Origin of the sequence: Wolbachia endosymbiont (group A) of Icerya purchasi (genome assembly GCF_947251635.1) — a bacterium.
GTDB classification, from domain to species: Bacteria; Pseudomonadota; Alphaproteobacteria; order Rickettsiales; family Anaplasmataceae; genus Wolbachia; species Wolbachia pipientis.
Map to the genome: position 1 here is coordinate 359,849 of NZ_OX366357.1, position 24,993 is coordinate 384,841.

The 24,993-nt window shown below is 35.0% G+C and carries 22 protein-coding genes and 5 pseudogenes; 18 read left to right on the forward strand and 9 right to left on the reverse strand.

Annotated features, from left to right (window positions below):
* Nucleotides 1-131 precede the first annotated feature (131 nt).
* The 5 genes and pseudogenes from OPR17_RS01855 (at nt 132) to plsY (ending at nt 5,141) form a co-directional block, all read left to right on the forward strand.
* Nucleotides 132-824, forward strand: a complete 693-nt coding sequence (locus tag OPR17_RS01855) for a phosphatidylserine decarboxylase (protein ID WP_265022137.1) — start codon at nt 132-134, stop codon at nt 822-824.
* On the forward strand, nt 821-1,591 hold the full coding sequence (locus OPR17_RS01860; protein ID WP_265021896.1) for a CDP-alcohol phosphatidyltransferase family protein: 771 nt from the start codon (nt 821-823) through the stop codon (nt 1,589-1,591). Before OPR17_RS01855 ends, OPR17_RS01860 begins: the two co-directional genes overlap by 4 nt.
* A gap of 22 nt (nt 1,592-1,613) precedes the next feature.
* Nucleotides 1,614-2,950 (forward strand): annotated as a pseudogene (locus OPR17_RS01865) (alanine/glycine:cation symporter family protein).
* Nucleotide 2,951: 1 nt separating this feature from the next.
* The gene (locus OPR17_RS01870) at nt 2,952-4,418 is read left to right on the forward strand and encodes an alanine/glycine:cation symporter family protein (protein WP_320109867.1); all 1,467 of its coding nucleotides are present in this window, start codon (nt 2,952-2,954) and stop codon (nt 4,416-4,418) included.
* Nucleotides 4,419-4,565: 147 nt separating this feature from the next.
* Entirely contained in the window at nt 4,566-5,141 is a 576-nt protein-coding gene (gene plsY / locus OPR17_RS01875) for a glycerol-3-phosphate 1-O-acyltransferase PlsY (protein ID WP_265021897.1), read from the forward strand.
* On the opposite strand, the pseudogene OPR17_RS07585 reads toward plsY, so the two are convergent.
* Nucleotides 5,132-6,235: pseudogene (locus tag OPR17_RS07585) on the reverse strand (hypothetical protein); the annotation flags it as partial. The gene plsY and the pseudogene OPR17_RS07585 sit on opposite strands and share 10 nt — an antisense overlap.
* Between OPR17_RS07585 and OPR17_RS01890 the strand changes: the two are divergent.
* On the forward strand, nt 6,204-6,347 hold the full coding sequence (locus OPR17_RS01890; protein WP_265021900.1) for a hypothetical protein: 144 nt from the start codon (nt 6,204-6,206) through the stop codon (nt 6,345-6,347). The pseudogene OPR17_RS07585 and the gene OPR17_RS01890 overlap by 32 nt on opposite strands.
* Entirely contained in the window at nt 6,310-7,194 is an 885-nt protein-coding gene (locus OPR17_RS01895; RefSeq protein ID WP_265021901.1) for an IS982 family transposase, read from the forward strand. The genes OPR17_RS01890 and OPR17_RS01895 overlap by 38 nt, the downstream gene beginning before the upstream one ends.
* Nucleotides 7,195-7,505: 311 nt before the next feature.
* Here the strand turns inward: OPR17_RS01895 and OPR17_RS01900 are convergent.
* The 5 genes and pseudogenes from OPR17_RS01900 to ndk form a co-directional block, all read right to left on the reverse strand.
* Nucleotides 7,506-7,868, reverse strand: a pseudogene (locus tag OPR17_RS01900) (KAP family P-loop NTPase fold protein); the annotation flags it as partial.
* Entirely contained in the window at nt 7,868-8,749 is an 882-nt protein-coding gene (locus OPR17_RS01905; protein WP_265021903.1) for an IS982 family transposase, read from the reverse strand. The gene OPR17_RS01905 and the pseudogene OPR17_RS01900, both read right to left, overlap by 1 nt.
* A gap of 73 nt (nt 8,750-8,822) precedes the next feature.
* Nucleotides 8,823-9,695, reverse strand: a pseudogene (locus OPR17_RS01910) (P-loop NTPase fold protein); the annotation flags it as partial.
* A gap of 3 nt (nt 9,696-9,698) precedes the next feature.
* Nucleotides 9,699-10,304: a recombination mediator RecR gene (gene recR / locus OPR17_RS01915; protein ID WP_265021905.1), complete on the reverse strand. Its 606-nt coding sequence runs from the start codon at nt 10,302-10,304 to the stop codon at nt 9,699-9,701.
* 1,072 nt (nt 10,305-11,376) lie between these two features.
* Nucleotides 11,377-11,796: a nucleoside-diphosphate kinase gene (gene ndk / locus OPR17_RS01925; protein ID WP_265021906.1), complete on the reverse strand. Its 420-nt coding sequence runs from the start codon at nt 11,794-11,796 to the stop codon at nt 11,377-11,379.
* 113 nt (nt 11,797-11,909) lie between these two features.
* On the opposite strand from ndk, the pseudogene OPR17_RS07300 reads away from it, so the two are divergent.
* The 3 genes and pseudogenes from OPR17_RS07300 (at nt 11,910) to OPR17_RS01945 (ending at nt 14,575) form a co-directional block, all read left to right on the forward strand.
* Nucleotides 11,910-12,735: pseudogene (locus OPR17_RS07300) on the forward strand (hypothetical protein).
* Nucleotides 12,736-13,683, forward strand: coding sequence for a ferrochelatase (gene hemH / locus OPR17_RS01940; protein WP_265021909.1), 948 nt, complete (start codon nt 12,736-12,738; stop codon nt 13,681-13,683).
* Between the two features lie 70 nt (nt 13,684-13,753).
* Nucleotides 13,754-14,575, forward strand: a complete 822-nt coding sequence (locus OPR17_RS01945) for a hypothetical protein (RefSeq protein ID WP_265021910.1) — start codon at nt 13,754-13,756, stop codon at nt 14,573-14,575.
* Nucleotides 14,576-14,578: 3 nt separating this feature from the next.
* Here the strand turns inward: OPR17_RS01945 and gshA are convergent, their stop codons facing one another.
* Nucleotides 14,579-15,739, reverse strand: coding sequence for a glutamate--cysteine ligase (gene gshA / locus OPR17_RS01950; protein WP_265021911.1), 1,161 nt, complete (start codon nt 15,737-15,739; stop codon nt 14,579-14,581).
* Nucleotides 15,740-15,854: 115 nt separating this feature from the next.
* Between gshA and hslV the strand changes: the two genes are divergently transcribed.
* Together hslV and hslU are read left to right on the forward strand one after the other, a co-directional pair.
* Nucleotides 15,855-16,409 (forward strand): ATP-dependent protease subunit HslV, encoded by a 555-nt coding sequence (hslV, locus tag OPR17_RS01955; protein ID WP_077188416.1) that lies wholly within the window; start codon nt 15,855-15,857, stop codon nt 16,407-16,409.
* A gap of 1 nt (nt 16,410) precedes the next feature.
* Nucleotides 16,411-17,901 (forward strand): ATP-dependent protease ATPase subunit HslU, encoded by a 1,491-nt coding sequence (gene hslU, locus OPR17_RS01960; protein WP_265021912.1) that lies wholly within the window; start codon nt 16,411-16,413, stop codon nt 17,899-17,901.
* 68 nt (nt 17,902-17,969) lie between these two features.
* On the opposite strand, the gene OPR17_RS01965 is transcribed toward hslU, so the two are convergent.
* Both OPR17_RS01965 and OPR17_RS07535 read right to left on the reverse strand, forming a co-directional pair.
* Nucleotides 17,970-18,911, reverse strand: coding sequence for an FKBP-type peptidyl-prolyl cis-trans isomerase (locus tag OPR17_RS01965; RefSeq protein ID WP_265021913.1), 942 nt, complete (start codon nt 18,909-18,911; stop codon nt 17,970-17,972).
* Nucleotides 18,904-19,911, reverse strand: a complete 1,008-nt coding sequence (locus OPR17_RS07535) for a polyprenyl synthetase family protein (protein WP_265021914.1) — start codon at nt 19,909-19,911, stop codon at nt 18,904-18,906. Before OPR17_RS07535 ends, OPR17_RS01965 begins: the two co-directional genes overlap by 8 nt.
* A 145-nt stretch (nt 19,912-20,056) precedes the next feature.
* Between OPR17_RS07535 and acpP the strand changes: the two genes are divergently transcribed.
* The 6 genes from acpP to thyX all read left to right on the forward strand — a co-directional run bounded on the left by acpP (nt 20,057) and on the right by thyX (nt 24,974).
* Nucleotides 20,057-20,317 carry an acyl carrier protein gene (gene acpP, locus OPR17_RS01975; RefSeq protein WP_006279836.1) on the forward strand — a complete coding sequence of 87 codons (261 nt, stop codon included), beginning with the start codon at nt 20,057-20,059 and terminating at the stop codon, nt 20,315-20,317.
* Between the two features lie 13 nt (nt 20,318-20,330).
* On the forward strand, nt 20,331-21,602 hold the full coding sequence (fabF, locus tag OPR17_RS01980; RefSeq protein ID WP_265021915.1) for a beta-ketoacyl-ACP synthase II: 1,272 nt from the start codon (nt 20,331-20,333) through the stop codon (nt 21,600-21,602).
* 3 nt (nt 21,603-21,605) lie between these two features.
* On the forward strand, nt 21,606-21,731 hold the full coding sequence (locus OPR17_RS01985; protein WP_265021916.1) for a hypothetical protein: 126 nt from the start codon (nt 21,606-21,608) through the stop codon (nt 21,729-21,731).
* A 122-nt stretch (nt 21,732-21,853) separates the two neighbouring features.
* Complete coding sequence (locus tag OPR17_RS07590) at nt 21,854-22,678, forward strand: lysostaphin resistance A-like protein (protein WP_458694346.1); 825 nt, start codon at nt 21,854-21,856, stop codon at nt 22,676-22,678.
* A 154-nt stretch (nt 22,679-22,832) separates the two neighbouring features.
* A complete protein-coding gene (gene murA / locus OPR17_RS01995) occupies nt 22,833-24,110 on the forward strand; it encodes a UDP-N-acetylglucosamine 1-carboxyvinyltransferase (RefSeq protein ID WP_265021917.1) in 1,278 nt (425 codons plus the stop codon).
* 9 nt (nt 24,111-24,119) lie between these two features.
* A complete protein-coding gene (gene thyX / locus OPR17_RS02000) occupies nt 24,120-24,974 on the forward strand; it encodes an FAD-dependent thymidylate synthase (protein WP_015589436.1) in 855 nt (284 codons plus the stop codon).
* Nucleotides 24,975-24,993: the final 19 nt, after the last annotated feature.

The window sequence follows — 24,993 nt, forward strand, 5'->3', positions numbered from 1 at the left end:
ACAGTATGATGCTGTGCTAATATAACAATCTGTCTTGTATCAAAAAGACTTTGCTGAAGCAGTTAAAAAAAGCTTTTCATGAGAAATTATAAATGATAAATTGTTAACAATAGGTTATTGTGAATAAGATTATGTGTTTTAGTTTACCTAATATAAACAGGGAAGGTTATTCATTTATAGTAGTTTCCTTTATAGTAACGTGTATAGCATTCTCTATATCTTGGGGGTTTGGTGTTACGTGCTTGTTCCCGACATTATTGTGTACTTATTTCTTTCGTGATCCAGCAAGAGCTGTGCCAAACAATAAGGATCTTATATTAAGTCCTGCTGATGGTGTGATTTCAAAAATTGAAGAAGTTAATTATCCTTTATCGGCAGAAAATGGAGAAGAGAAGAAGTTTACGCTTGTTAGCATATTTTTAAGTGTTTTGAACGTCCATGTGAACCGTATACCAATATCTGGTACGATAAAGGAAATGAGTTATAAAAAAGGCAAGTTTGTATCCGCAATGAGCAATAGGTCTAGTAATGAAAATGAAAAGCAGGTTATTGTGATTGAATACGAAAAGGGAAAAGAAATTATTGTGGAGCAAATAGCTGGATTAATTGCACGTCGTATCGTTTGTAATTTAGGAGTATCCCAGAACGTAAAAGCAGGTGAAAGGTTTGGAATTATAAGATTTGGCAGTAGAGTGAATATTTATGTTCCTGCTGATATAGAAGTAAGAGTTTCAGAAGGGCAAACTGTTATTGGTGGTGAAACAATTATAGCAAACTTAAATAAGGAAAACGTTCAAGAGAAGCTTACTTTTGATGTTATATGAATAACGATGAAAGTAACAGTAGATTCTTACCTATTACTAAATTATTCCCAAACTTTATAACTTTATTGGGTTTATGTTCTGGTCTCACTTCACTTAAATTTACATTTAATGAACAATGGGAATTCTCAGTAATTTTTATCATCATTGCAGCAATACTAGATGGAATGGATGGCAGAATAGCTAGAATTCTAAAATCAACTAGCGATTTTGGAGCCCAGCTTGATTCTTTTGCAGATTTTCTAAATTTTGGTGCAGTGCCTGCATTTCTTTTGTATTTTTGGAAGCTAAACGAAATCAAAGTCATAGGTTGGATTTTAGTAATGATATATGTAATCTGCATATCAATAAGACTTGCAAGATTTAATGTTTCGCTACACTCAGAACAATCACACTGGAAAAAATTTTTCTTTTCTGGTATTCCAGCTCCAGTGTGTGCTTTACTTTCTTTGTTACCAATAATTATTACCTTTCAATCTCATGAGAGTGAATACTTACTTCTCATAGAGCGATTTTTTAACACAAGAAACGTAGCTTGTTACTTTCTGGCCATTTCATTTTTTTCGATAAGTCACATTCCAACTTTCTCTGCAAAATATATTTATATTCCCAAAAGCCTATCCTATATATTTGTGTCATTTTTTGGAGTACTTATTGTATTTTTCATCAGTAAGCCCTGGATGACTCTACCAATTTTAGGTATAGTGTATACACTTACTATTCCAATAAGCATCGGGTTTTACATATATTTTACATATAAAACTCGTTAGCTAACAAAAAATAGAAAACCGCATGATTTTGAAGATAAGTGAACTATTAAATTCATTTCTGTATATAAAGATATTCAACATTCCATTTATAATTATTTGGGTAATTGCAACTGGAATCTTTTGTACTGACCAGTTCAAATTCATTAACTTTAGGTTACTTAAATATGGAATACAGACGCTATTTAATCTAAAGTGTAATAACAATGGCATAATCACTCATATTCAAGCGTTTGCAACAGTAATTTCAGGAACAGTTGGTCTTGGAACAATATCAGGAGTTGCAATAGCTATCACAATAGGGGCCCAAGTGCAGTTTTTTGGATGGTAATTACCGGAATACTTGTTATGTCGATAAAGTTTGCCGAGGTGGTGCTTGCATTCACTTATCGCTCTGAAAATACAACTGGTGGTGCTTTTTATTACATGGAATACGGGCTTGCAAAGATTGGATTTGCAAAAACTGGTAGATTTCTTGCCTTCACTTATGCGATTATGCTACTTATTGCAATGATTTTGGGCGGTATACCATTTCAAGCAAATCAAATAGCAGCGCTATCAAATAACCTCTTCGAATACAACGCATCCATCATTATATCCCTGCTTGTCTTCATTGTAATATTGGGAGGAATAAAGCGCATTGCTTTCGTTTCAACGAGCTTAGCACCAATTATGATAGTGCTATACGTGGGTATGTGTATATATTTAATTTATATAAACGGAAGTAACTTGCTGAATGCTTTATCCATAATATTTCAAGATATCTTTAATAAATCAGCTATAGGAGGCGGAGTATTGAGCGGATTAATAGCCGGAGTGAGAAGATCAGTGTTTGCTAACGAAGCAGGTACCGGAACAGCAGCTATAGCACATTCAGCTGTAAAAGAGGAAGATCCAATTAAAGTTGGGTGCATTGCAATGATTGCACCACTTATATACACAATATTAATCTCATTTTTGACCGGTATCGTGATAATTATCACTGGTATGCACAGCACTGATAACGTGGGTGATATTATACTAATTAGTTCGGTATTTTCAACAGCTTTGCCCTTGTTTAGCAAGTTAGTTTTTCCGCTAATGATGTTTTCCTTTGCATTTTCCACAATAATAGCTTATTGTTACTACTGTGAAGTTGCTTTGCTGTACTTATTTGGTAATAAAAAAATACTGATACTGTTTCAAATTCTTATAGTGATTTCAGTGTATATTGGTTGTATGTCAAAAAATATAGAATTTATATCTTACCTAGGTGACAGTTTGTTCATGTGCCTTATGATTCCAAATGCTGTTGCAATATATCTACTGAGAAGGGAAGTTTTGAATACAATAGATTCTTATTACAATCCTAAAGGGTATTAACATGATTTATAGATTACTTTATATGGTGTTATTTTGCCTATTGTTTAATGATGTGTACGCTGCTTCAGGTTTTTACGAAAGTTATGATGCTGTGTCGAGTGAAGTAAATAACTTCATGAATGAAGTGCTGTTTTTCAAGATCTTTTACGTGCCATTTATAATTTTTCTACTAGCTTTTGGGTATGTGTTCCTAACATTGCGTTTTAAATTTCTCAACATAAGAATGTTTAAGCACGCGTTCGCTATTTTATGTGGAAAATATGACACAGATCATCACGATGGTCACATTACGCATTTCCAGGCATTTATAACTGCACTTTCAAGCACAGTAGGCCTTGGAACTGTTGCTGGTGTTGCAATTGCAGTTTCAATGGGAGGGCCAGGAGCGGTGCCTTGGATGATGATCACAGGTTTTTTTGGTATGTCAGCAAAATTTGCCGAAGTGACTTTAGCATTTAGACATAGAACAGAAGATCAGGAGCAGTTGTTTAGTGGTCCCTTTCAGTATATAAGGAATGGTCTGGAGGAATTTGGATTTAAAAGACTTGGTATTGTTCTGGCTGCTATGTATGCAGTATTTTTTATATTATCAGGTCTTGGTGGAAGTGTAGCGTTTCAAACCAACCAAATGGTCTCAATATTATCTGGCTATTCAAGTTGGGTAGATGGTCACCCTTGGTTTCTTTCTTCCATAATATCTGCGCTGCTTGCTCTGGTAATTATTGGCGGAATTAAAAGGATAGCTAGGATATCTTCTGCATTAGTACCTATTATGTCACTTATATATATCTTTAGTTGTATTATTATTATTGCATTTAATATTCATAACATTGGTTATACGTTGAAAATATTATTTTCCACTATGATAGATTTCAATGCTGTTGGTGGAGGGATAGTAGGTGCATTTGTTACCGGAATCCAAAGAGCAATCTTTGCCAGTGAAGCAGGTGTTGGTTCTGCCTCAATTACTCATGCAGCAACTAAAGATGAAGAACCAGTAAGAACTGGGCTTGTTGCTATGATAGAACCATGCTTTGACACAATGTTAATTTGCTGTTTAACAGGAATAACAATAGTAATAACAGGTGCATACCAGGCTAGTGTTGGTGAAGGGATATTAATTACTCAAAAGGCATTTGAGACAGTTTCTCCATGGTTTCCTATACTTTTAACCATAGCTGCACCTTTGTTTGCATTTTCTTCGGTAATTTCATTTGTATATTGTTGTGAAATGGGGTGGTTATATTTGTTTGGTGCAAAAAGTATAGTGATATATCGCATAGCGGTAATAATTGTGGCGTTTTTCTCTGGCCTTTCTAAAGACATAATGGCTATTGCTAATATTGGCGGAACTTTATTCTCTTGTTTAGCTTTGATCAACATGACAGCGCTTATACTGTTTAGCAATCAGATTAACGATGAAGTTCAGTGCTACCTAAAAAGGCTGAGGAATAATAAAATTAATTAAATCTTGGCATATGCGGAGAGGTATAGCTATAATAAGTAAGATTTCCCTACGTTATACCGCGATTTATTCGCGGTATCTCAGCATAGATCCCGCTAACAAGCAGCGGGATGACGAAATTTTGCGATTATTAATCAGTAAATTTTACCTGTGTTAGTTATAGTCCTTACACTATCCTACATACTCGGTTCAATACCGTTTAGCTTAATTATTACAAGAATAAAAGGGATAAACTTAAGAGAAGTAGGTTCAGGAAACATTGGTGCTACAAACGTTGCAAGGACGGGAAATAAATTTCTTGCTGCTTTGGCATTACTTCTGGATTCCTTGAAAGGATTCATTGCAGTTTATATAGCACAACAATTTTGTGATAATAACGATTTTTATATATATGCATCTGCAATTTTAGCAGTTTTAGGACATATGTTTCCTATTTGGCTAAAATTCAGTGGAGGAAAGGGCGTTGCAACCACTCTAGGGATACTGATAGCATTTAACATTGATATTACTTTAGTATTCGTAATAATTTGGATAATAGTCTTTCTTGCCTTTAGATACTCTTCCCTTGCTTCACTCAGTGCTACTTCAACGGCTGTAGCATGGTCCTTTTTTTTTCAGAGGAATTTGTTCTTAACATTACTAGTTATAGGAGCACTAGTTTTCCTAAAACACCACAGAAATATTGTGAATCTTCTGCAAGGTAAAGAGTATAAATTTTATAGATAATGTGCTGCCAAATTATTGACACTTAAACTACGAGACAAATTGCTTGACGGTATGATTTTGTCCCTTTCGTTTAAGTCTATGATTTTTGCTTTTGTTATATTCTCTACTTCTTGAGGTGTTAAAAGTCCGTCTTCAATGAATTCCTTTTTTGTTTCTATTATTTTTTCATAAAGCTGAGTAACATTACCTTTACTTGACTCATATACCCTTTTTACCCTTAACTTCAATAGTTCTTTTGGAGCTTCTTCTGCTGTGATTTGTAGTTTACTGTTTAAAACGCTATCTATTTGTTCCTTTCTTGCAGCGTTCAAGTCATGATATCCGCTTTCTCTAAGAACCCTATAATATACTTCTATTTTTTCTTGTCTTAAAGCAAGCAATATATCTATTTTTCCATTTATTTGATTCTCAATAGTTTTTTCAGTTTTCAACTCAAATTCCTTCACTTCCTTCTCTATTATTTTATCAGCTATCTCCTCAGCTTCATCCAGAGATGAATCCTTGAGAGAAAAATCTGTCTCGAGTAGATCTCGATTTAATAGCTCTAAGAATACTTTTTTTTCCGATGTTTTCGAGTAAACTTTCTTGGTCATCTAAATCATGCTCCTGCAGTTTATTTCTCATGTGCTGAACCAGCTCACAACATTGTAATTTATTTAACTTTATAGAGCTAATATTTTTCATTAACGTCAGCACAATTTGTTCACTATATTGAGAAGTAAAACTCAGTAATTTTCTCATTAAAGGAATACTTACTTCTGAAATAAAATCATCAACTATCTTCTGACTTTCATTATCTTTATGGTTATTTTGAACTGTATGCCAAGCCTTAAGAATTTCTTTACTGTTTTTCTTGTTTTTTAACCTGTCTAACATGAACTTACGTGCTTCATTTTCTGCCTCTGAACAGGATGAATACCTTCTAATGTACTTAACATCCTATAAACAATACCGGTAAAGCAGGTGTTAGGAATACGCTCTTTTCTAGAGAAAGTTTGGCTATCAAGCAAGTTTGTAATTAACGCGTCTTTTTTATTTTTTACAGCTTCTCTATCTCCATCATTGCAGGCTCTCAGAACTAGAAACGCGAATTCTGGATTAAAGGAGAATAGAAAAGGCAGAAAACAGGGTAAACTCAGCAATTATAAAAAAATAGATGAGGTTACCCATGGAAGATATAACAAAACTGTTTTGTTTGGTCGATGATTTTTGCAGAGATATAGAGAAAAATTTTGCAGGCAAACTACTGCCAAATGGTAAAAAACCCACAAGAACAACGGAAATTGAGCACTCTGAAATCATGACAATAATCCTGCTATATCAACAATCTCCGTGTAAAAATTTCAAAACTTTCTATCTACATTACCTAACGTTGCTCTACAAATCAGAGTTTCCAAAGTTGCCTTCATATACCAGGTTTGTTGCTCTAAAGCCTAGGGTTTTGTGGCATTTAGCAATGTTGTTGCATTGGCTTTGTGGACAGTCAGAAAACACTGGAATTTCATATATAGACACAACTCCCATTGCAGTTTGTCATGCAAAAAGAATATCCAAAAACAAAGTTTTTGCTGGAATTGCAAAATTAAGCAAGAGTACTTACGGCTGGTTTTTTGGTTTCAAATTACATATGGTAATCAATGAAAATGGTGAAATTCATGCACTTACGCTAACAAAAGGCAATGTTGATGATAGGATACCTGTGCCAAATTTGACGGAAAAATTAACCGACCTTTTGTTTGGTGACAAAGGTTATATTGCAAAAGAGCTTTTTCAGAAGCTGTTTGACCGAGGTTTGAAACTTGTTACCAAGGTGAAAAAAGGTATGAAAAATACATTAATTTCGCTAAATGAGAAGATTTTACTGAGAAAAAGGTCTATCATTGAGACTGTTTTTGGTTACCTAAAAAATAGACTAGAAATTGAACACACTCGCCATAGATCCCCTGTTGATTTCTTGGTTCATATCTTTTCTACTCTCATCTCCTATTCCATCAAATCCAAAAAGCCTTCTATTTCCTATACTTCCTTCCTTAATCCAGAATTCGCGTTATAAAGGTAAAAAGCTCTTTAGCTTAGGCGATATGTCGAGTAATTCGTCTTCATGGTAGTGAAAAAAGCAATATTTCAGATGTAAGCGATAAGTCTAATAATTCAAACATTGTCAGATGTAATATTACTAGGAGTAACAGTAAGGAAGACCTTCGTAAACCTGATGCTTCACATAATGACAAATCTGCAGGTAAAAAATTATCTAATGTCAATGTAAGCGAATTAATCAGAAAGTTTGAACAAGGTAATGACATAGTAAAAGGGCGTTAATCAAATGTTACCCTATCTTTGTATATGTGAAGGTAGGGTATCTTTTCAAAATAGTATATCCTTTATAGCTTTGTTAATTTTTGACTCCCTCTCTGCAAAAGCAGTTTCTAGAGAGGTTTTAAGTTTTTCCCATTCTTCTTGACCATTTAGAACTAAAGATTTATATTCACTTTCAATTTTTTCCAATGCTGTTTGATATGAAAAACCTAATTCCTCATATATATCAATATTTATCGATTGCAGTATTACCAAAAATGAAAACAAATTCGGATCAGGTAATTCTTCCTTTATATAATTCAGAAGACATAGTTTTATTTTTTTTACGCAGTATTCTATTGTTTTCAGCGATAGCAATAGACTTTCTGCATAAAATATAAAACTATCTATAATTAAACTTTTTGATTTTTTCACGCGAATTCTGGATTAAGGAAGGAAGTATAGGAAATAGAAGGCTTTTTGGATTTGATGGAATAGGAGATGAGAGTAGAAAAGATATGAACCAAGAAATCAACAGGGGATCTATGGCGAGTGTGTTCAATTTCTAGTCTATTTTTTAGGTAACCAAAAACAGTCTCAATGATAGACCTTTTTCTCAGTAAAATCTTCTCATTTAGCGAAATTAATGTATTTTTCATACCTTTTTTCACCTTGGTAACAAGTTTCAAACCTCGGTCAAACAGCTTCTGAAAAAGCTCTTTTGCAATATAACCTTTGTCACCAAACAAAAGGTCGGTTAATTTTTCCGTCAAATTTGGCACAGGTATCCTATCATCAACATTGCCTTTTGTTAGCGTAAGTGCATGAATTTCACCATTTTCATTGATTACCATATGTAATTTGAAACCAAAAAACCAGCCGTAAGTACTCTTGCTTAATTTTGCAATTCCAGCAAAAACTTTGTTTTTGGATATTCTTTTTGCATGACAAACTGCAATGGGAGTTGTGTCTATATATGAAATTCCAGTGTTTTCTGACTGTCCACAAAGCCAATGCAACAACATTGCTAAATGCCACAAAACCCTAGGCTTTAGAGCAACAAACCTGGTATATGAAGGCAACTTTGGAAACTCTGATTTGTAGAGCAACGTTAGGTAATGTAGATAGAAAGTTTTGAAATTTTTACACGGAGATTGTTGATATAGCAGGATTATTGTCATGATTTCAGAGTGCTCAATTTCCGTTGTTCTTGTGGGTTTTTTACCATTTGGCAGTAGTTTGCCTGCAAAATTTTTCTCTATATCTCTGCAAAAATCATCGACCAAACAAAACAGTTTTGTTATATCTTCCATGGGTAACCTCATCTATTTTTTTATAATTGCTGAGTTTACCCTGTTTTCTGCCTTTTCTATTCTCCTTTAATCCAGAATTCGCGTTTTTCGGTAATTTAATATTTTCAAATAGTTCTTTTGTAAATTTTTCTATCGGTTGTTTTGGCAAATGTAAAGAGAGATCAGTAAAAGATTTTAGGTCAAAATTTGGTCCAAGTATTGTGCTGATTGCTCTTTGTACATTACTCTTATCTTTACTTACAGGAATAATGAAAACCAGCCCCTCCACATCAAGCATATACTTTATAGATTCCAAAAAATCGACAACGAATTTAGGACGGCACACATCAAGATTATCCACCATTATATAAATGTTTTTGTCTTTTCTGATTTTATTAACCACATCCGCTAACTGTGTTTTAAAATCTCTAGTACTCTCTTTTCTTCTTTGGAGAAGACTTAATTCACTCAAGACAAAACCTATGTCTTTTTTATCAGCCTCTTTTGCAGCATCAAGAAATACTGAAAGCATAGCAAGTGGAGATTTACTGATCAGCTTTCCTAGTGTGTTTAGAGAAAATAGCTCTTGGTTTATGTTCTTGAACTGTTGTATAACGCTTCTTTTTACTTCATACGGTGCAAATAAATCTTCAAATAGAAAATTTAAAAAAGAAGGAAGTGGTTGGTCCAATGCATTGATATCCCATGCGCTATAATAAGCTGCAATTTCATTTTGCTGTTTTAACTCTTTTACCCATTCTTTCAAAAAAAACGTCTTGCCCCATCCACTATATCCTTCCAAAGATATTATTGTAAAAGACTGATCAATCGTTTTTACTATAGTGCTGAACTTATTCGTAAATTGCTTATAGTTTAGGCGGTCATTTTTCCAAGCCACCACTTTAAGTGGTGGCGCTATTCCTTTCTTTTTGAATGTTATTAGCGATATAAGTTTTTTTAAGCACATGTCTTATTTTATATTTAACTCATATTCTTGTCTTGAAGTAAGTGCTATCCTCAGCGTTTCTTCATCAAGATAGTCAATTTCTCCGCCCATTGGTATGCCGCAAGCAAGACGTGATATTTTCACATCCAAATTTTTTAGCAATTCAATTATATATTGTGCAGTAACTTGACCCTCTAATGTCGGATTAATTGCGATAATTATCTCTTCAATTTTAGACTCTGTCACTCTTTTTAGAATAGTATCAAGGTTGAGTTCTTTTGGACCTATGCCATTTATCGCAGACAATCTGCCCCCCAAAACATGGTATAAACCTGAATATATATTTCCTTTTTCAAACGCCCATAAATCACCCAATTCTTCTACTACACACAGTAACTTAGTGTCACGTTTTGGGTTAGTACAAATAGAACAAGGTGATTTAGTATCTAGATTTCCGCAAACTTCACACTCTATTATAAGATCTGCTAGCTCTTCAATCAAAGATGCAAGTGGTAGCATAACTTTTTCTTTGTTTTGGAGTAAATGTATAACTAACCTGCGTGATGATGATGGCCCTAAACTTGGCAATTTAGAGAAAGCATGAACTAGATTCTTTATGTTAACGTTCATTCAATAAATTCAGAATAGGCAGTCAAATGGTAACATCAAACCCTTTGTAAAGAAAGTGGTAAATTTCTCTTGATCCACTTTGATTAGCTATAGAAAAAATTTTTTACTCTAACGCAAAAAATTACTTCCGCACACTTAAAGCCTGATTATAATAGACTTCTTGCATAACCCAAACTAAGTAGAAAAAGGTATCATCCGAGTAGCTCTCCTTTGTCATCCCAGTGCCCAGACACTGGGATCCAGGAATTTTATTAAGTTTGTAAGCATAAAAGTATAGCTAACGTGAGCTCTACGTCATACTGCCGCGAACCGTCATACCGCGATTCATTCGCGGTATCTCGGCCGCTAACAAGTAGCGGGATGACGGTTGTCAGGCTAGCTGTCATCCCAGTGCCCAGACACTGGGATCCAGAAATTTTAATTGTAAGTAAGCATACTAGGTTGATAAGTATAAAAGTAGCTAGAAAATAAACATTTTTGATGAGATTATATGGAAAACTGGATGCCAGTGTCAAGCACTGGCATGACACCCTTCACGGACTTTTAAATTACTTTAGCTATAAATATTAAGAAATTTACCAAATAAAAAAAGGCAAAAGAAGCCCCGTGGTGGTTGGCTATTTACTATGTACTAAAATATCGGCGTTTTTTTTATTCTAAAACGCTTGATTAAGAGCGATTTAGCTGCTTTTAACTTGCAACTAACCTACACCGCAAGTGTTTAAGAAATTTACTAAGCAGGAAAAAAGGCAAAGAAACCCCGTAGTAGCTAGCATTCAAATTCTCCCTTGTCTATTTGACGTCTTTTACTGTCTTAAACCCTTTATAAGCGCGTTTCGGCTTGTATAGGTAGAAACCTAAAAGTTTTATAAAGACATGAGGTGCACATAGTGCAAAAAATTAAGCATGATTTACGCCAAATACATTAAGTTTCTTGTCATTAATCCACTGCAGAGATTGCGAAGATAAATAAATAGCTTCAGTTTCATGATAAGGGGGCTGGCGAGGTTTGTCAAGGAAGTTTTTTCGTTTCTATGTTGTCAGCTACTTGGATGACGCCAATCTGAGTTGACTACACCAACTCACATTCAGCAAAAAAGAAAGCTATCTCCTTACGAGCATTTTCTAGACTATCTGAGCCGTGAACTCTATTTTCACTAATATCATCAGCAAAATCACCCCTGATTGTGCCTTTATCTGCCTGCTTTGGATTGGTAGCTCCCATGATTTGTCTGTATTTACTTACTGCATTTTCACCAACTAAAACTTGAACTACCACAGAACCAGAGGTCATAAACTCTACTAATTCCCCAAAAAAAGGCCTATCTTTATGAATTTCATAAAACAGCTCTGCTTGTTTTTTTGTCAGTAACATCATTTTTTGTGCTATAATTTTGAGCCCAGAGCTTTCAATGTATGAATTTATCTTGCCTGTAATATTATTTTTTACTGCATCAGGTTTTAATATCGAAAGTGTCTTCTCAATTGCCATATTGTTTCCTTATATAAAATAGTATATTTATAGATTTATTTTATTGTAAATTTTGATTTGATAAAAGTAGTTTTTTATTTATAGTTAAGAACAAATCATCAAGGGAGTATTGTATGCATACTTGTTGTAAAAAAACTAATGAAAAACCTGAATCTACTACTAAACAACCGGTTGAAACTGAATCTACTGCTAAAAAATTGGTCGATAACTTGAAATCGTCAATTTTTTGCGGGACAAAAGGGTTTTTGACTTTTAGTTTGGCATTTTTAAGTTATTTGGAATATAGTTCACATCATAATACAAAATTAAAAGAAGGCGCTGCCTTTGCAATGAAAAGAAACACTATTCCATTTCTTGAAATGACAGTCATAGTGCCATTTGTTTGTTTTGCGCTGCCAGCTATGGTAGGTGGTATAAGTCTTATGAAATGCGTACTTAATATGCGCTGCGTTGATGATTGTTACATGTTTTATTGTCAGAACTTTTAATCTACGTGAAAAATTATTAGAAAAACAAACAGGTTGCCCAAAAGAAACAGTGAATAAGGAATTTAAGAAGGATACTATAATCTACCCTATTTTTGATCAAAATAGAAAACACATCGAGTATAATTCGCCTAACTCAGGGCGAACACTGGATGAAACAAGTAGCACCTCTCTTTTCGTTAAAGTTTTACTTTTCCCTCTAAAGGTTCTTTTGAAGGTCCTGCAAAGTTGTATAATGCTATCTTTAGCTGCCGTTGAACTTCTTGAAACGGTACCAAGTCTTTTTGTCGATACATTTTTCGATTGGAGCTTCACATCTACCAAGAGTAACCTGCAGAGATCAGGTCATTTATTGTATGCTAGTGTGAGAAATTTAGTGCCTATATCTATACTTGATGAACCTGTAGCTGAACGTATAGGCACCCCAAAAGTAACTTGTTGTAGTAGTGCGTAGGTGAAAAAGGCAGTTATCTTATTTAACCTTGGCGGACCTAATTCATTGAATGCGGTTCGTCCTTTTTTATTCAATCTTTTTTATGACAGGAGAATAATCAATCTACTGAATCCCTTTCGGTTTCTTTTAGCAAAGTTTATATCTGCAAAACGAGAAAATACTGCACGAGAAATATATGAGCAAATCGGAGGCAAATCGCCGATTTTGGATAATACGAAAGCACAAGTTAATGCTTTAGAACTAAAATTAAATGAAGATAGAAACCATGTATACAAGGTATTCATCTGCATGCGCTACTGGCACCCTTTTGCCGACGAAGTTGTTAAAAGTGTAAAACAATTTGATCCTGACGAAGTAATTCTGTTGCCACTGTATCCACAATATTCAACTACCACAACTCTGTCATCCATCGAGAATTGGCAAAAAAATGCTAAACGGTATGGCCTAAAATGCAATACAAAAATGATTCACCGTTATTATGATAACCAAGATTTTATTGAAGCTCACGCTAATCTGATAGCTAAGTACTATAAATTGGCTAGCAAAATCGGTAAACCAAGAGTCCTATTTTCAGCCCATAGCTTACCTCTTAGTATCATTAAAAAGGGCGACCCTTACGCTTCACAAGTGGGAGAAACAGCAAGGCTAATAGTAGAAAAGTTAGCTATCAATAACTTAGATTGGTCAATATGTTATCAGAGTAAGATTGGTCCTGTAAAATGGCTAGAGCCAAGCACTGAAAGTGAGCTATTACGCGCAAAAATTGGTGATGTACCTGTAGTTTTATCACCTATATCTTTTGTTTCTGAGCATTCAGAAACTCTAGTTGAACTTGATATAGAATATAAAGCAATTATCAAGGATGGATATTACTTTCGCGTGCCAACTCTCAGTGCCGATTCTTTGTTTATTAAATGCTTGGCTGATTTATGCATAAATCTCCCTTAAAGCCCTGATTTATAGGGCTTTTCTTTTAGGATTTTATGTGATAGAATAACAGAAAGTTATTAACTATTTCATGCCAAACAAGCTAAAAAAGAAATCTAACATACTTGCACAAAAGGTGCATGATATTTATGATCATGATTTCAGGAAGGTAATCTGCATCACAACAGGTTTAACAGCCCTATTGTGTAAGATTTCACTGCAATTTTGCTGCGAGTTTATTGACAATAATAGATCCAATATCTTTCTTATACGGAATGTTGCTCGACTAGTAAAGTTTCCGACATCTATTCTATACATTGCCCATTCTGCATTTACTCTACAGGATCTAATTAAGGATTACAGAAACCCTGAGAGTAAAAAAGAGCTGGCAAAAATTGTGGGTAAATCGGCTAATCTTGCAAGCAGTATCATAGAAGCATTGATGATGTTGAAAGTCATCCATTTTTTTACTAGGAGTAATGCAGACGTAATAAGTCACATTCACTTAACATCAACGATCCTATTTCTGTTTATTTCGGAACCTATAAGCTACTATTATTCATGGAGAAAATACCTAGATAATAAGGATCCTAAAAAGTCTGCTAAGTGTAAAAAGGACCTTATTATCAGCACATTAACTTTGTCATTAGGTTTGTTAAACTTCATATTAAAAAGAATGGAGACTGCAACCATACCAATAAACTTAGGTAATGGTATAATCTATAATTTCAACTTAAGCGTAACAGTTAGCATAATATATAGTGCAGTATTTCTGGCAGTTCAGCTTGACAAATTGTTTCAACAACCTGTCAATGATGATCCTTCCACTGAACTTGATAGTGCTGGCCATAACCATATTCAGCACGGTAATGATGGTAATGATCTGCCCGATGGTAACGCTGTGGGAATGTAAGGGTTAGAGGTGAAAAGATTTTATTTCTACTGCCAACGCTAGTACTGCTAATTTGCTAACAATACTCCAAAGTGACAGAATTTTACCTTCCACAACCTGGCTAACATCATGAAACTCACAGTCAGTGGCATTCAAGCTAGAATATACATCTTTTCTGCTATTACATCGGTATAAGTAACATGTTGGAGTATCTCCTATATAGTATATTAGCGGTTCTGCAGAACTGCTTTTAAACATGTCAATGGTTGGTACACCTTCTTGTATAATAACGCTATTGATTGCTATTCCTTCTTTTATCTTTTTCATTTTATGACGCTTTTTTTTATTGAGGTTTAATATTTCCTCTCCACTTGTTGCTGTTATAATGCCCATCCCATATGTGCCATTGCTTGCTTTGATAAAAACGTAAGGTTGTGTTTTTATTTCATATTCCTCATATTTTTTTTGCACTAGAGATAATATTTGGTCAACTTTAGTTGCTACTGCTCCTAGTGACAAATCATCATCAAAATCAACTCCATCACAGCTCTCTGTAAGCACAGAAATTAGCCATGGGTCTATTTTAAATTCGCCACAAAACTCAGATGCTAATTCTTGATAGATTTCAAAATACTTAAATTTCTGCCTGCTATGCCAACCGTATAGTGGGCTTGGTACTATATCTTGCTTTACGTCTTTCAGCGTGTCTGGAATGTGGCTCGTCATATCATGGTTCAGTATAATAACATCAGGCACAAATCCTGAAGTTGTCTTTAGCAGAGAGTTTTCTTTCACAACAGTTTCATACTGTTCTATTAAATTGTATACTTCATTATGTAAAAGGCCAATTCTAGTTTCAAAACCTGCGAGTTGCAGTACTTTCTCTATAACAAATACGTTTTCTATATACATTTTATTGCGTGTATAATTTTCCGGTATTATAAGAACCTTTTTGTATTGGTGTCTTTTAAAGTAGCTTTTTATCAATCTTGCTGCCATTGTTCTTGATTCTTCACTTAAGTTATTGAATCCTGCAGGAAATAAATTAGCGTCCACTGGGGCAATTTTGTAGCTGGAGTTTCTAAGATCTATAGAGCTATAAAATGGCGATGTAAGGCCATTAAATTTTGCTTCGAACCAATTATTTATACTTTTTTCCAAATCTGGGTGAATTATGTTTTGCATCTACACTTTAAATGTTATAAGGAAGGTATTATATTATAAGCTATAATTAAACATATTTAGCAAATTTGACTAAAGATTAAAGTATAATGGGATTCTTATTTAAAGTGATAGAAAAATGATTCAACACGATAACAATAAAATGTATGGAACTACTATACTGTCAATTAGAAAAGATAAAAGCGTAGTAGTAATAGGTGATGGACAGGTTTCACTGGGCCACACTGTTATAAAATCTGGAGCAAAAAAAGTTAGGCGTCTTTCTGGTGATTCCGTAATTGCTGGATTTGCCGGGGCAACAGCCGACGCATTTACTCTTTTTGAAAGATTAGAATCTAAACTTGACAAGCACCCAGGGCAATTAATGAGGGCATGTGTTGAACTTGCAAAAGACTGGAGAATGGATAAATATCTAAGAAAATTAGAGGCTATGATGATTGTTGCAGATAAATCTATTTCATTAGTAATTACGGGAACAGGTGATGTTCTTGAACCTGAAGATGGAATCGCAGCTATTGGCTCTGGGGGAAATTTTGCTCTATCTGCAGCAAGAGCTTTAATTGACATTAAAGGAATATCAATAGAGGAAATTGCGAAAAAGGCTATGAAGATAGCTGCTGATATATGTGTTTATACAAATCATAATGTGATTATTGAAAAAATAGAGGAGTGATATGTCTTCCAAGCAAAAAACTTTATGCACCAATTTTTCCAATCAGCCTATAACCCTTTCAGAAGGACGGTCTTGTAGTAGTGACACCTACGATGAAAAAAATGACCTCTATAAAGATACTAAGAGTGGTTTTGATTCAAATGACAGCGATGTTCAAGTTAATGACAGTACTCAAGTTTTGTTAGATGACCTGCCACCACAGAAGATAGTTAAAGAATTGGACAGATTCATAATCGGACAGGATGATGCAAAGCGTGCTGTTGCTATTGCGCTCAGAAATCGTTGGCGTCGCAATCAGGTTACATTTCCATTGCGTGATGAAATCATACCTAAGAATATATTGATGATCGGTCATACAGGGGTTGGTAAAACTGAAATAGCTCGCCGCTTAGCAAAACTTGCCGGTGCACCGTTTATAAAAATTGAGGCAACGAAGTTTACTGAAATAGGATACGTTGGACGTGACGTTGATTCGATAATACGTGATTTAGTTGATGCAGCAATAGTTTTAGTTAAAGAGAAAGCCCGTAAAGCCTTAGCTAAAAAGGCTTTAATTTTAGCTGAGAAAACAATAGTAAACTCTATGGTAGGCGAAGATGCAACCGAAGAGAGTAAAAAAATTTTTAGAGAAAGGTTGAGGAATAAAGAGTTTGAGGACGGAGAAGTTTCTATTAACGTCAGAGAGAGCAAGAGTATGTTACCTACTTTCGATATACCAGGTATGCCAGGTGGGCAAGTTGGTGTGATGAATGTAACAGAAATAATGGGCAAGGTGTTTAACGGGAGCAAAAAAACAAAAACTATTACGGTGAAGGTAAAAGAAGCGCGTGAAATATTAATTAATGAAGAAAGTGAAAGGCTAATGGATGAAGATAAGACAATCAAAGAAGCCATTGATCTTGTTAGTAATGACGGTATAGTATTTTTGGATGAAATAGACAAAATTGCAGCGCGTACAGAAGTAAAAGGTGAAGTAAACAGAGAAGGAGTGCAACGCGATCTGTTACCATTACTTGAAGGAACAACTGTTACAACTAAGTATGGCCATGTAAAAACAGACTATATATTATTTATTGCATCTGGTGCTTTTCATCAGTCTAAACCATCTGACCTCTTACCGGAATTGCAGGGCAGATTACCGATCAGGGTAGAACTTAAGGCACTTACTCAAGAGGATTTAATAAGAATATTAAAGGAACCAGAATCTAGTTTGTTAAAGCAGTACATAGCTTTAATGAAAACAGAAAATGTGACGCTTAAGTTCACTGATGATGGTATAAAAACCATAGCTGAAATAGCGTTTACAGTTAATAGGCAAGTGGAAAATATAGGTGCAAGAAGGCTTCACACTGTCATGGAGAAGCTTTTAGATGAAATAAGTTTCATTGCTTCTGAGAAAAATAGCGAAGAATTCATTATAGACAGCAAGTATGTGAAAGATAAACTTGAGTCAATTTCGAAGCAGTTGGATTTATCTAAGTTTATACTTTAGAAAAAACGAAAAGCCTACTTTAAGTAGTATAGAAAGTGTTCAGAAGGTCAGCCAGTAGACCTAAAATTTCAGCTATATTCTTTAGGCTGTTTTTCAACAGTAGAATGGTGTGCTGCGACCTCTTGCTTAACATCTAAGCTTAAGTCAATTATTGAGATATTTTCTTCATCATAATCTATGTCTTTTATTAACATATCGTCAGTAATAGTCAAAAGGTCAGGCGGAGAAAGAATAGTTCTTTTATTACCAGCTCTCATTCCCACAACTCCAAGCTCTATAGCAAGTGGTATTTTTTTATCGCCAACCCTAAATTGCACTGTTTGATCTTTGGCTATATATTCTCCATTATGCTCCTTTACGCTATATTTAACCGATATCTCATCACCGCACCTTACTTGTTTTCCAGTCTTGTTAATTAAGTCATTAAAAACCATCAGATTATTTACTGAGTCGGGATATTTATCCTTTACTTCAATCAGTTTGACGTAATAAGAATTAAAATTCATTTTGTTATCATTGGCAATAGTAACTACACGCTCTCCGCCTTCTTTCATACCTATTACCCCTAAACTCACTTCTTTTAGGTTATCTTGACCTATTTTCAAAGTAACATCAGAAACTTTGCTAGGGAGTGTTGCTAAGTTATTATTAGAAATTTTATATATTTGCAATAGGACTTCCAGGCCACAAAAAGCCTTGCTGCCACTGCCTTCAGTAATTTCATAAAAATTTATTGAATCTTCTTCTTTTTGCTGCGTCATTTCTTCTAAATATTCTGTCAGCCCATGCTTTTCAATATAGCGGTCAAGTGCTGATTCAAGTATTGGCTTCACTAGGTAATATGCTATCGTCTGTATCAAACCACCATGCGTGGCATTTATCTCATAAAGCTTGTCCTTTTTTTCCGGTTTACCTTTGTTTATATAGACAATAGTAAACACAAAAGTAGAAGTTAAAGTGAGAATCGTTACTACGGAAATAAGCATTTGTAATATAATTTTTCTAACCATCTTTCTTTACTTGATTCAATAAATCATATAAATAATTAGTATCCCCTGAAAGCGCACTCAAATTATCCAAGCCTTGTTTAAAGAGGCCGTCTATATAGTCCTCTGCTTCACTTTTACCAAGCACAGACATTAGGTTATTTGTTTTATCTTGTTCGTAGTCTTCAATATCATCCTTAGCTTGAAAGATAAGCCCTAGATTTATTCCATAGTTATATAACGCTTTACGTTGCTTGTCTGTAGCACCCCCTATTATAGCACCTATTTCACATGAAGCTGCAAATAGTTTTGCGGTTTTCATCAAATGAATTTCTTTTATTTTATCAGCTTGGCCCGACGTCATTCCAGCGTCATACATACAGCCGTACGAATGTTGTAGTTTTAAGGTAGAAAGGGTGTCATGCAAGTAGCTGACACTGGAATCCATTTCATGTTCAGCTCCACCATCGCATGGCTTTTTGCACGAAATGCTTGTAGGCAAAGCCTTCTGGATCCCAGTGTCCGCTACTTGAATGACAGAGGGTTGGGGGCTAAAATCTATATGCTCACTGTTAATATCCAAAGCCTGTCCTCCCACCATTCCCCTAATTCCTATTGCCTGAGAAAGAACTTTTATGATCTCACAGCGTTTCTCATTTAACGAAGATAATACCTCAAAAGCCAGAGTAAGTAGTGCATCTCCGGCAAGCACTGCTGTTGCTTCATCAAATTTTTTATGGCAGCTTAGCTGGCTTCTGCGAGTATCACTGTTGTCCATGCACGGTAAATCATCGTGAATTAGAGAGTAAGCATGAACAAATTCAATTGCTGCAGCAACTGATATTACTTTTTTAGCTTCCGCGTTAAACACTCGCGATGAAGCTACGACTAAAAAGGAGCGTATATGTTTTGCAGGAGCAAGGAGTATATAACGCATAGCTGATATAAGCTTATTCTCGCTATTTTCGGGTAAGAGTTTATTTACTTCTACAATAAGCAAATTTTTTGTTGTTTCGTCTAGCATTTTTGAATTGTTAATTGTTTAGCACGTAACGCTAGCCAGCTAGGGCAGTAGAAAACTTTACTGTAGTTTACCAGTTATAAAAGATATTGCAAACATAAAAATTTTTTATAACATCAAAGAATAGGTTATTTTTTTGGTAAGAAATGTGAATAGCGAACTAGCAAAGAGCACTAGAGAAGACATAGAAGAAAAAGTGAAAAAGATTATACTAGAGCACATTAGTAAGGATGTAGAGAAATTCAACAGCTCTTCAAAGCTTTCGGAGCATGGTACAGACAGCTTAGATGCAGTTGAAATCATCATGGCAGCAGAAGAAGAGTTTGGAATAGAAATTCCAGATGAAGACGCACAAAAAATGGAAACTATGGAGCAAATAGTTGAGTACATTAATAATAAAAAAGGCTAATAGTTAGTGTTAAATGAGCAGAAGAGTAGTAGTCACTGGTGTTGGTTTAATCACTCCACTAGCGGCAGATGTTGACAACACTTGGTCAAGGCTAATAAAAAGTGAGTCTGGCATAAAAGCAATCAATACGGATAGATTTGACTCTTCTGATCTTGCTTGCAAAATTGCAGGGCAGGTGCCGTTGCAATCAGACAACATTGAGCACCATTTCAATCCACTAGATTATATTTCTGAGAAAGACTCAAAAAGGACAGATCGTTTTATCCATTACGGTATTGCAGCAGCTATTCAGGCAGTAGATGATTCATTAATTTTGGAAAGCCAAAATATCAATCGGGAGCGTATTGGTGTGACTATTGGCTCTGGTATAGGTGGTCTACCATCAATTCAGGAAAATGTTATTACCATGCAGGAAAAAGGGCCCAGACGTGTCAGTCCATTTTTTGTCCCTGCAAGTCTAATAAATTTGATATCTGGCCATATTTCTATTAAATACGAATTTACAGGTCCAAACGATTCAGCAGTAACCGCATGTGCAACAGGTGCGCATGCAATCATAAACTCAGCAAGAACTATAAAACTTGGTGAAGCAGATGTTATGATTGCAGGTGGAGCAGAAAGTGCACTGTGTAGAGTTGGAATTGCAGGTTTTGCATCTATGAAAGCGTTATCAACTAAATTCAATGATAAACCCAAAGAAGCTTCAAGGCCATGGGATGAAGAACGCGATGGATTTGTCATGGGTGAAGGAGCAGGTATATTGGTGCTGGAGGAATACGAACATGCAAAAAAAAGGGGGGCAAAAATACATGCTGAACTGGTTGGGTACGGACTCACAGGAGATGCGCACCACATTACAGCACCACATCCAGAAGGAAGAGGCGCATTTAAGACAATGCTGCTTGCTTTAAAGAGCACACAAATTAATCCCAATCAAGTAGGGTATATCAATGCACATGGAACTTCAACGCCACTTGGAGATAAAATTGAAGTAATAGCAATGAAACAGTTATTCGGTGACTACGTTTATAAAATACCTGTTTCTTCAACTAAATCTTCTATAGGACATTTACTTGGTGCTGCAGGGGGCGTTGAAGCAATATTCAGTATTCTTGCGTTAAATAATGGAATTATTCCGCCAACCTTAAATTTACACAAGCCTTCAGAAGGATGTGATTTAAATTTTGTACCGTTTAAAGCTCAGGAGCATAAAATTCAATATGCACTTTCTAATTCGTTTGGTTTTGGTGGCACTAATGCATCGCTCATATTTGGACAAGTTTAGTTGATGTCACCCCAGTGTCTTCCTCTTGTCATTCCAGTACCCTTCTCTTGTCATGCAAGCAGCTCTCCTACTGTCATCCCAGCACGTGACACTGGGATGACAAACGGTTGTGAAAGGGAATACATATAAAAATTAAACTATCAATAGCAATTCAAAAAGAAAAAATATTCTATTCATCCCTGAAGAAGTATTTTATTGACAATTTATGAATAAAGATCAATAATGCAGAAAAGGAATTGATAGGCGTATGCATGAATTTAACCACTATTAATTGTACATTATTTGTTGTAATTACATATTTTTTGACGTGCATTATAGCTTGGTGCTTACCTTTCAAAGACATAATATTATTAACAACATTTGTTCCGGCTTCAGTTGCAATTTTGCTAACCATTTATAATAAACAGAAGGTAAGGGATCTTTTTAAACTTAGTTCGCCAAAAAACTGTCTATTAGGGTTTATACTTATTCTGGTAAGTATGCTAATTTCCAATGGTCTTTTGTCAATTTACTGCGGTTTTTCATTTTTCCGAGAGTCTTTTACGTTAGACCGTGTAAAGGATTTGAGTGCAGTTTTGAGTCCATTAGTGATGTTATTTGTTTTATTATCAACCTTTGTGATGTGGATCATTATGTCTCTTGGTGAAGAGATCGGTTGGCGTGGCTATCTTTTGAAAAATCTTAAAAGCAAAATATCAAATTTTTATATCAGAGCAATTATTGTCGGTATTATTTGGTCAGTATGGCACATACCAACTTATGTGGTTGCTGGCTCAGCTTTGTGGAAGGATGGCTTTACATTCCCGACTATTTGTGCTTATACCCTTTATATTTGTGCAATGTCTATAATGTTTACCTGGTTGTTTGAAAAAGACAACTCGATTTGGCCAGTAACTATTGCTCATGCAACAAATAATCTTGTGTATAGTGTTTTGAGCATTCTAATGCCGTCTCCTCCTCTGTCAACTTTCGATGCAGTAATTCGCCTTACATTAGGAGCAGCTGGTTATTTCATTGTTGCAATTGGTGTTATTTGGTTTGATAAAGCTCGAGAGCGTCATTTGAGTAATTCATAGTATAAAATTCGGGGGCAATTCGCATCAGGTGTCATGCAGGTAGCATGACACTGGGATGATGAGGAAGAAAAAGCAAATTTTGCCTTTTACGGTCAATCTATTATACTTAGTAAGACTTCAATAAACTAATGAATTATACTTTATATCTAATTAAATGCACAAGATATTAATAAGAAATAACTACAAACCTTTGGTCGGAAAAATCAAGATTAATGGCTCAAAAAATGCTGTTTTACCAATAATGGCAGCAAGTCTATTAAGTAGCTCCCTGGTAATTTTGCATAATGTACCTGATTTAATTGATGTGCATCTAATGTCTAAGTTGCTTGAAAGTCTTGGAGCAGAAGTGAACTTTATGCACAATAAAAATTATAAAGCGAACCATACTTTGAAAATTGACTGCAGCAATATCAACAATCACGTGATGCCATATAAAACCGCAAGTAAGCTAAGAACTTCTTTTCTAATATTGGGTCCAATGCTTAGCAGATTTGGCAAAGCGAGAACAGCATTTCCTGGTGGATGCAACATTGGAAAGCGTCCCGTTGATATGCATATTAAAGCATTAGAAGAAATGGGAGCTAAAATTGAAATTGACGGCTATAATATAATTGCAACAGTGAAAGGAAAGCTACAAGGAAAAGAAATCACATTTGAGAAAATAAGTGTTGGCGCAACAGAAAATGTAATAATGGCAGCAACATTTGCAGAAGGAGTGACAACAATAAACAATGCTGCAACTGAGCCGGAAGTTCTTGATTTAATAGATTTTCTGAAGAAAATGGGTGCTGATATTGAAATTGATAATACAAAGGTCATAATAACAGGAGTTGAAGCACTAAATGGATGTGTTCATAAAATAATACCAGATCGCATAGAAGCAGGCACCTATGCACTAGCTGCTATAATAACCGGTGGTAAGTTGGAGTTGGAAGGAATAAATCTATCTGATATAAGGTGTATTACAAATGAGTTGGAGACTATAGGAGCTATGGTTGAACTGTATGATGGAGGTATTGTGATTTCCAGAAAAAATGGCTCTATTAAGTCTGCTAACGTTGCGACAGATCCATACCCCAATTTTCCCAGTGATATGCAACCACAACTGATGTCTGCAATGTGCATCGCTGATGGGATATCAGTAATTGAAGAGAACATTTTTGAAAACAGATTTACACATGCAGATGAATTGAGAAAGTTAGGTGCTAATATCAGCATCGAGAAAAGCAAAGCTACTATAAGTGGAATAAAAAGCTTATCTGGAGCTAATCTATATGCTACTGACTTAAGATCAACAGCAGCTTTGGTGCTTGCTTCTTTGGTAGCCGGTGGAGAAACTATAATAAACAATTTACATCATTTATGGAGAGGATATGAAGCAATGCATGAAAAACTCAATTCATGTGGAGCTGATATCTCCATTTCGTCTTGAGGATATTTTATGAATGAAGCAACCAAACGAACTATAGTAAAAGAAATAGATGCAATCTTATATGAAGAACATAAGGTATTAGACCATGGATTTATTCGAGTAGTGGATTATATGGGCTCTGATAGCGCTATAGTTCAAGCTGCTCGTGTTTCTTATGGCAAGGGAACAAAACAGATAAGTCAGGATGAAGCACTTATAAAGTATTTAATGAGACATCATCATACAACTCCATTTGAAATGTGTGAAATTAAGTTTCACGTGAAACTTCCAATTTTTGTTGCAAGGCAATGGATAAGGCATAGAACTGCAAATGTGAATGAATATTCAGCAAGGTATTCAATACTTGATAATGAATTTTATACACCTAAACCAGAACAAGTTGCAAAACAATCTGACAATAATAAACAAGGTAGCGGGGAAGCTTTTGATCCAGATACATCAAAGGAAATAATAGATTCTCTAACAAATGACTCTAATTTAGTATATTCTCATTATGAAAAATTTATTGAGCAGGGGCTTGCAAGAGAAATTGCCAGAACTAACCTAATGCTTAATTACTACACGCAATTTTATTGGAAAATAGATCTGCATAATCTCCTTCATTTTTTGAAGCTTAGAGCTGATAAGCATGCCCAATATGAAATCAGAGTTTATGCAGAAGTTATGCTGGATATAATAAAAAAATGGGTTCCACTGGCCTACAATGCCTTTGTTGAATATTGCCTAGAATCAGCCTGTATTTCAAGAACTGGTCTAGAAATAATTCGCAAATTAATTAAAGGGGAAAACGTTACTAGAGAAGAAAGTAATATTGGTAAAAGAGAATGGGGCGAGCTGATGTCTATACTTGATAAACAATCTTAAAGATAAAGGCATACGTGTC

What these genes read in the sequence shown, in the direction of transcription:
- OPR17_RS01895 (WP_265021901.1), top strand. Translation starts at nt 6,310, where the DNA reads ATGGAAGATATAACAAAACTGTTTTGTTTGGTCGATGATTTTTGCAGA.
- OPR17_RS07590 (WP_458694346.1), top strand. Translation starts at nt 21,854, where the DNA reads ATGAATTTAACCACTATTAATTGTACATTATTTGTTGTAATTACATAT.
- recR (WP_265021905.1), bottom strand. Translation starts at nt 10,304, where the DNA reads ATGAACGTTAACATAAAGAATCTAGTTCATGCTTTCTCTAAATTGCCA.
- gshA (WP_265021911.1), bottom strand. Translation starts at nt 15,739, where the DNA reads ATGCAAAACATAATTCACCCAGATTTGGAAAAAAGTATAAATAATTGG.
- thyX (WP_015589436.1), top strand. Translation starts at nt 24,120, where the DNA reads ATGAATGAAGCAACCAAACGAACTATAGTAAAAGAAATAGATGCAATC.
- fabF (WP_265021915.1), top strand. Translation starts at nt 20,331, where the DNA reads ATGAGCAGAAGAGTAGTAGTCACTGGTGTTGGTTTAATCACTCCACTA.
- hslV (WP_077188416.1), top strand. Translation starts at nt 15,855, where the DNA reads ATGATTCAACACGATAACAATAAAATGTATGGAACTACTATACTGTCA.
- OPR17_RS01985 (WP_265021916.1), top strand. Translation starts at nt 21,606, where the DNA reads ATGTCACCCCAGTGTCTTCCTCTTGTCATTCCAGTACCCTTCTCTTGT.
- OPR17_RS01860 (WP_265021896.1), top strand. Translation starts at nt 821, where the DNA reads ATGAATAACGATGAAAGTAACAGTAGATTCTTACCTATTACTAAATTA.
- OPR17_RS01945 (WP_265021910.1), top strand. Translation starts at nt 13,754, where the DNA reads ATGCCAAACAAGCTAAAAAAGAAATCTAACATACTTGCACAAAAGGTG.
- OPR17_RS07535 (WP_265021914.1), bottom strand. Translation starts at nt 19,911, where the DNA reads ATGCTAGACGAAACAACAAAAAATTTGCTTATTGTAGAAGTAAATAAA.
- OPR17_RS01905 (WP_265021903.1), bottom strand. Translation starts at nt 8,749, where the DNA reads ATGGAAGATATAACAAAACTGTTTTGTTTGGTCGATGATTTTTGCAGA.
- OPR17_RS01965 (WP_265021913.1), bottom strand. Translation starts at nt 18,911, where the DNA reads ATGGTTAGAAAAATTATATTACAAATGCTTATTTCCGTAGTAACGATT.
- OPR17_RS01870 (WP_320109867.1), top strand. Translation starts at nt 2,952, where the DNA reads ATGATTTATAGATTACTTTATATGGTGTTATTTTGCCTATTGTTTAAT.
- hslU (WP_265021912.1), top strand. Translation starts at nt 16,411, where the DNA reads ATGTCTTCCAAGCAAAAAACTTTATGCACCAATTTTTCCAATCAGCCT.
- ndk (WP_265021906.1), bottom strand. Translation starts at nt 11,796, where the DNA reads ATGGCAATTGAGAAGACACTTTCGATATTAAAACCTGATGCAGTAAAA.
- murA (WP_265021917.1), top strand. Translation starts at nt 22,833, where the DNA reads ATGCACAAGATATTAATAAGAAATAACTACAAACCTTTGGTCGGAAAA.
- OPR17_RS01855 (WP_265022137.1), top strand. Translation starts at nt 132, where the DNA reads ATGTGTTTTAGTTTACCTAATATAAACAGGGAAGGTTATTCATTTATA.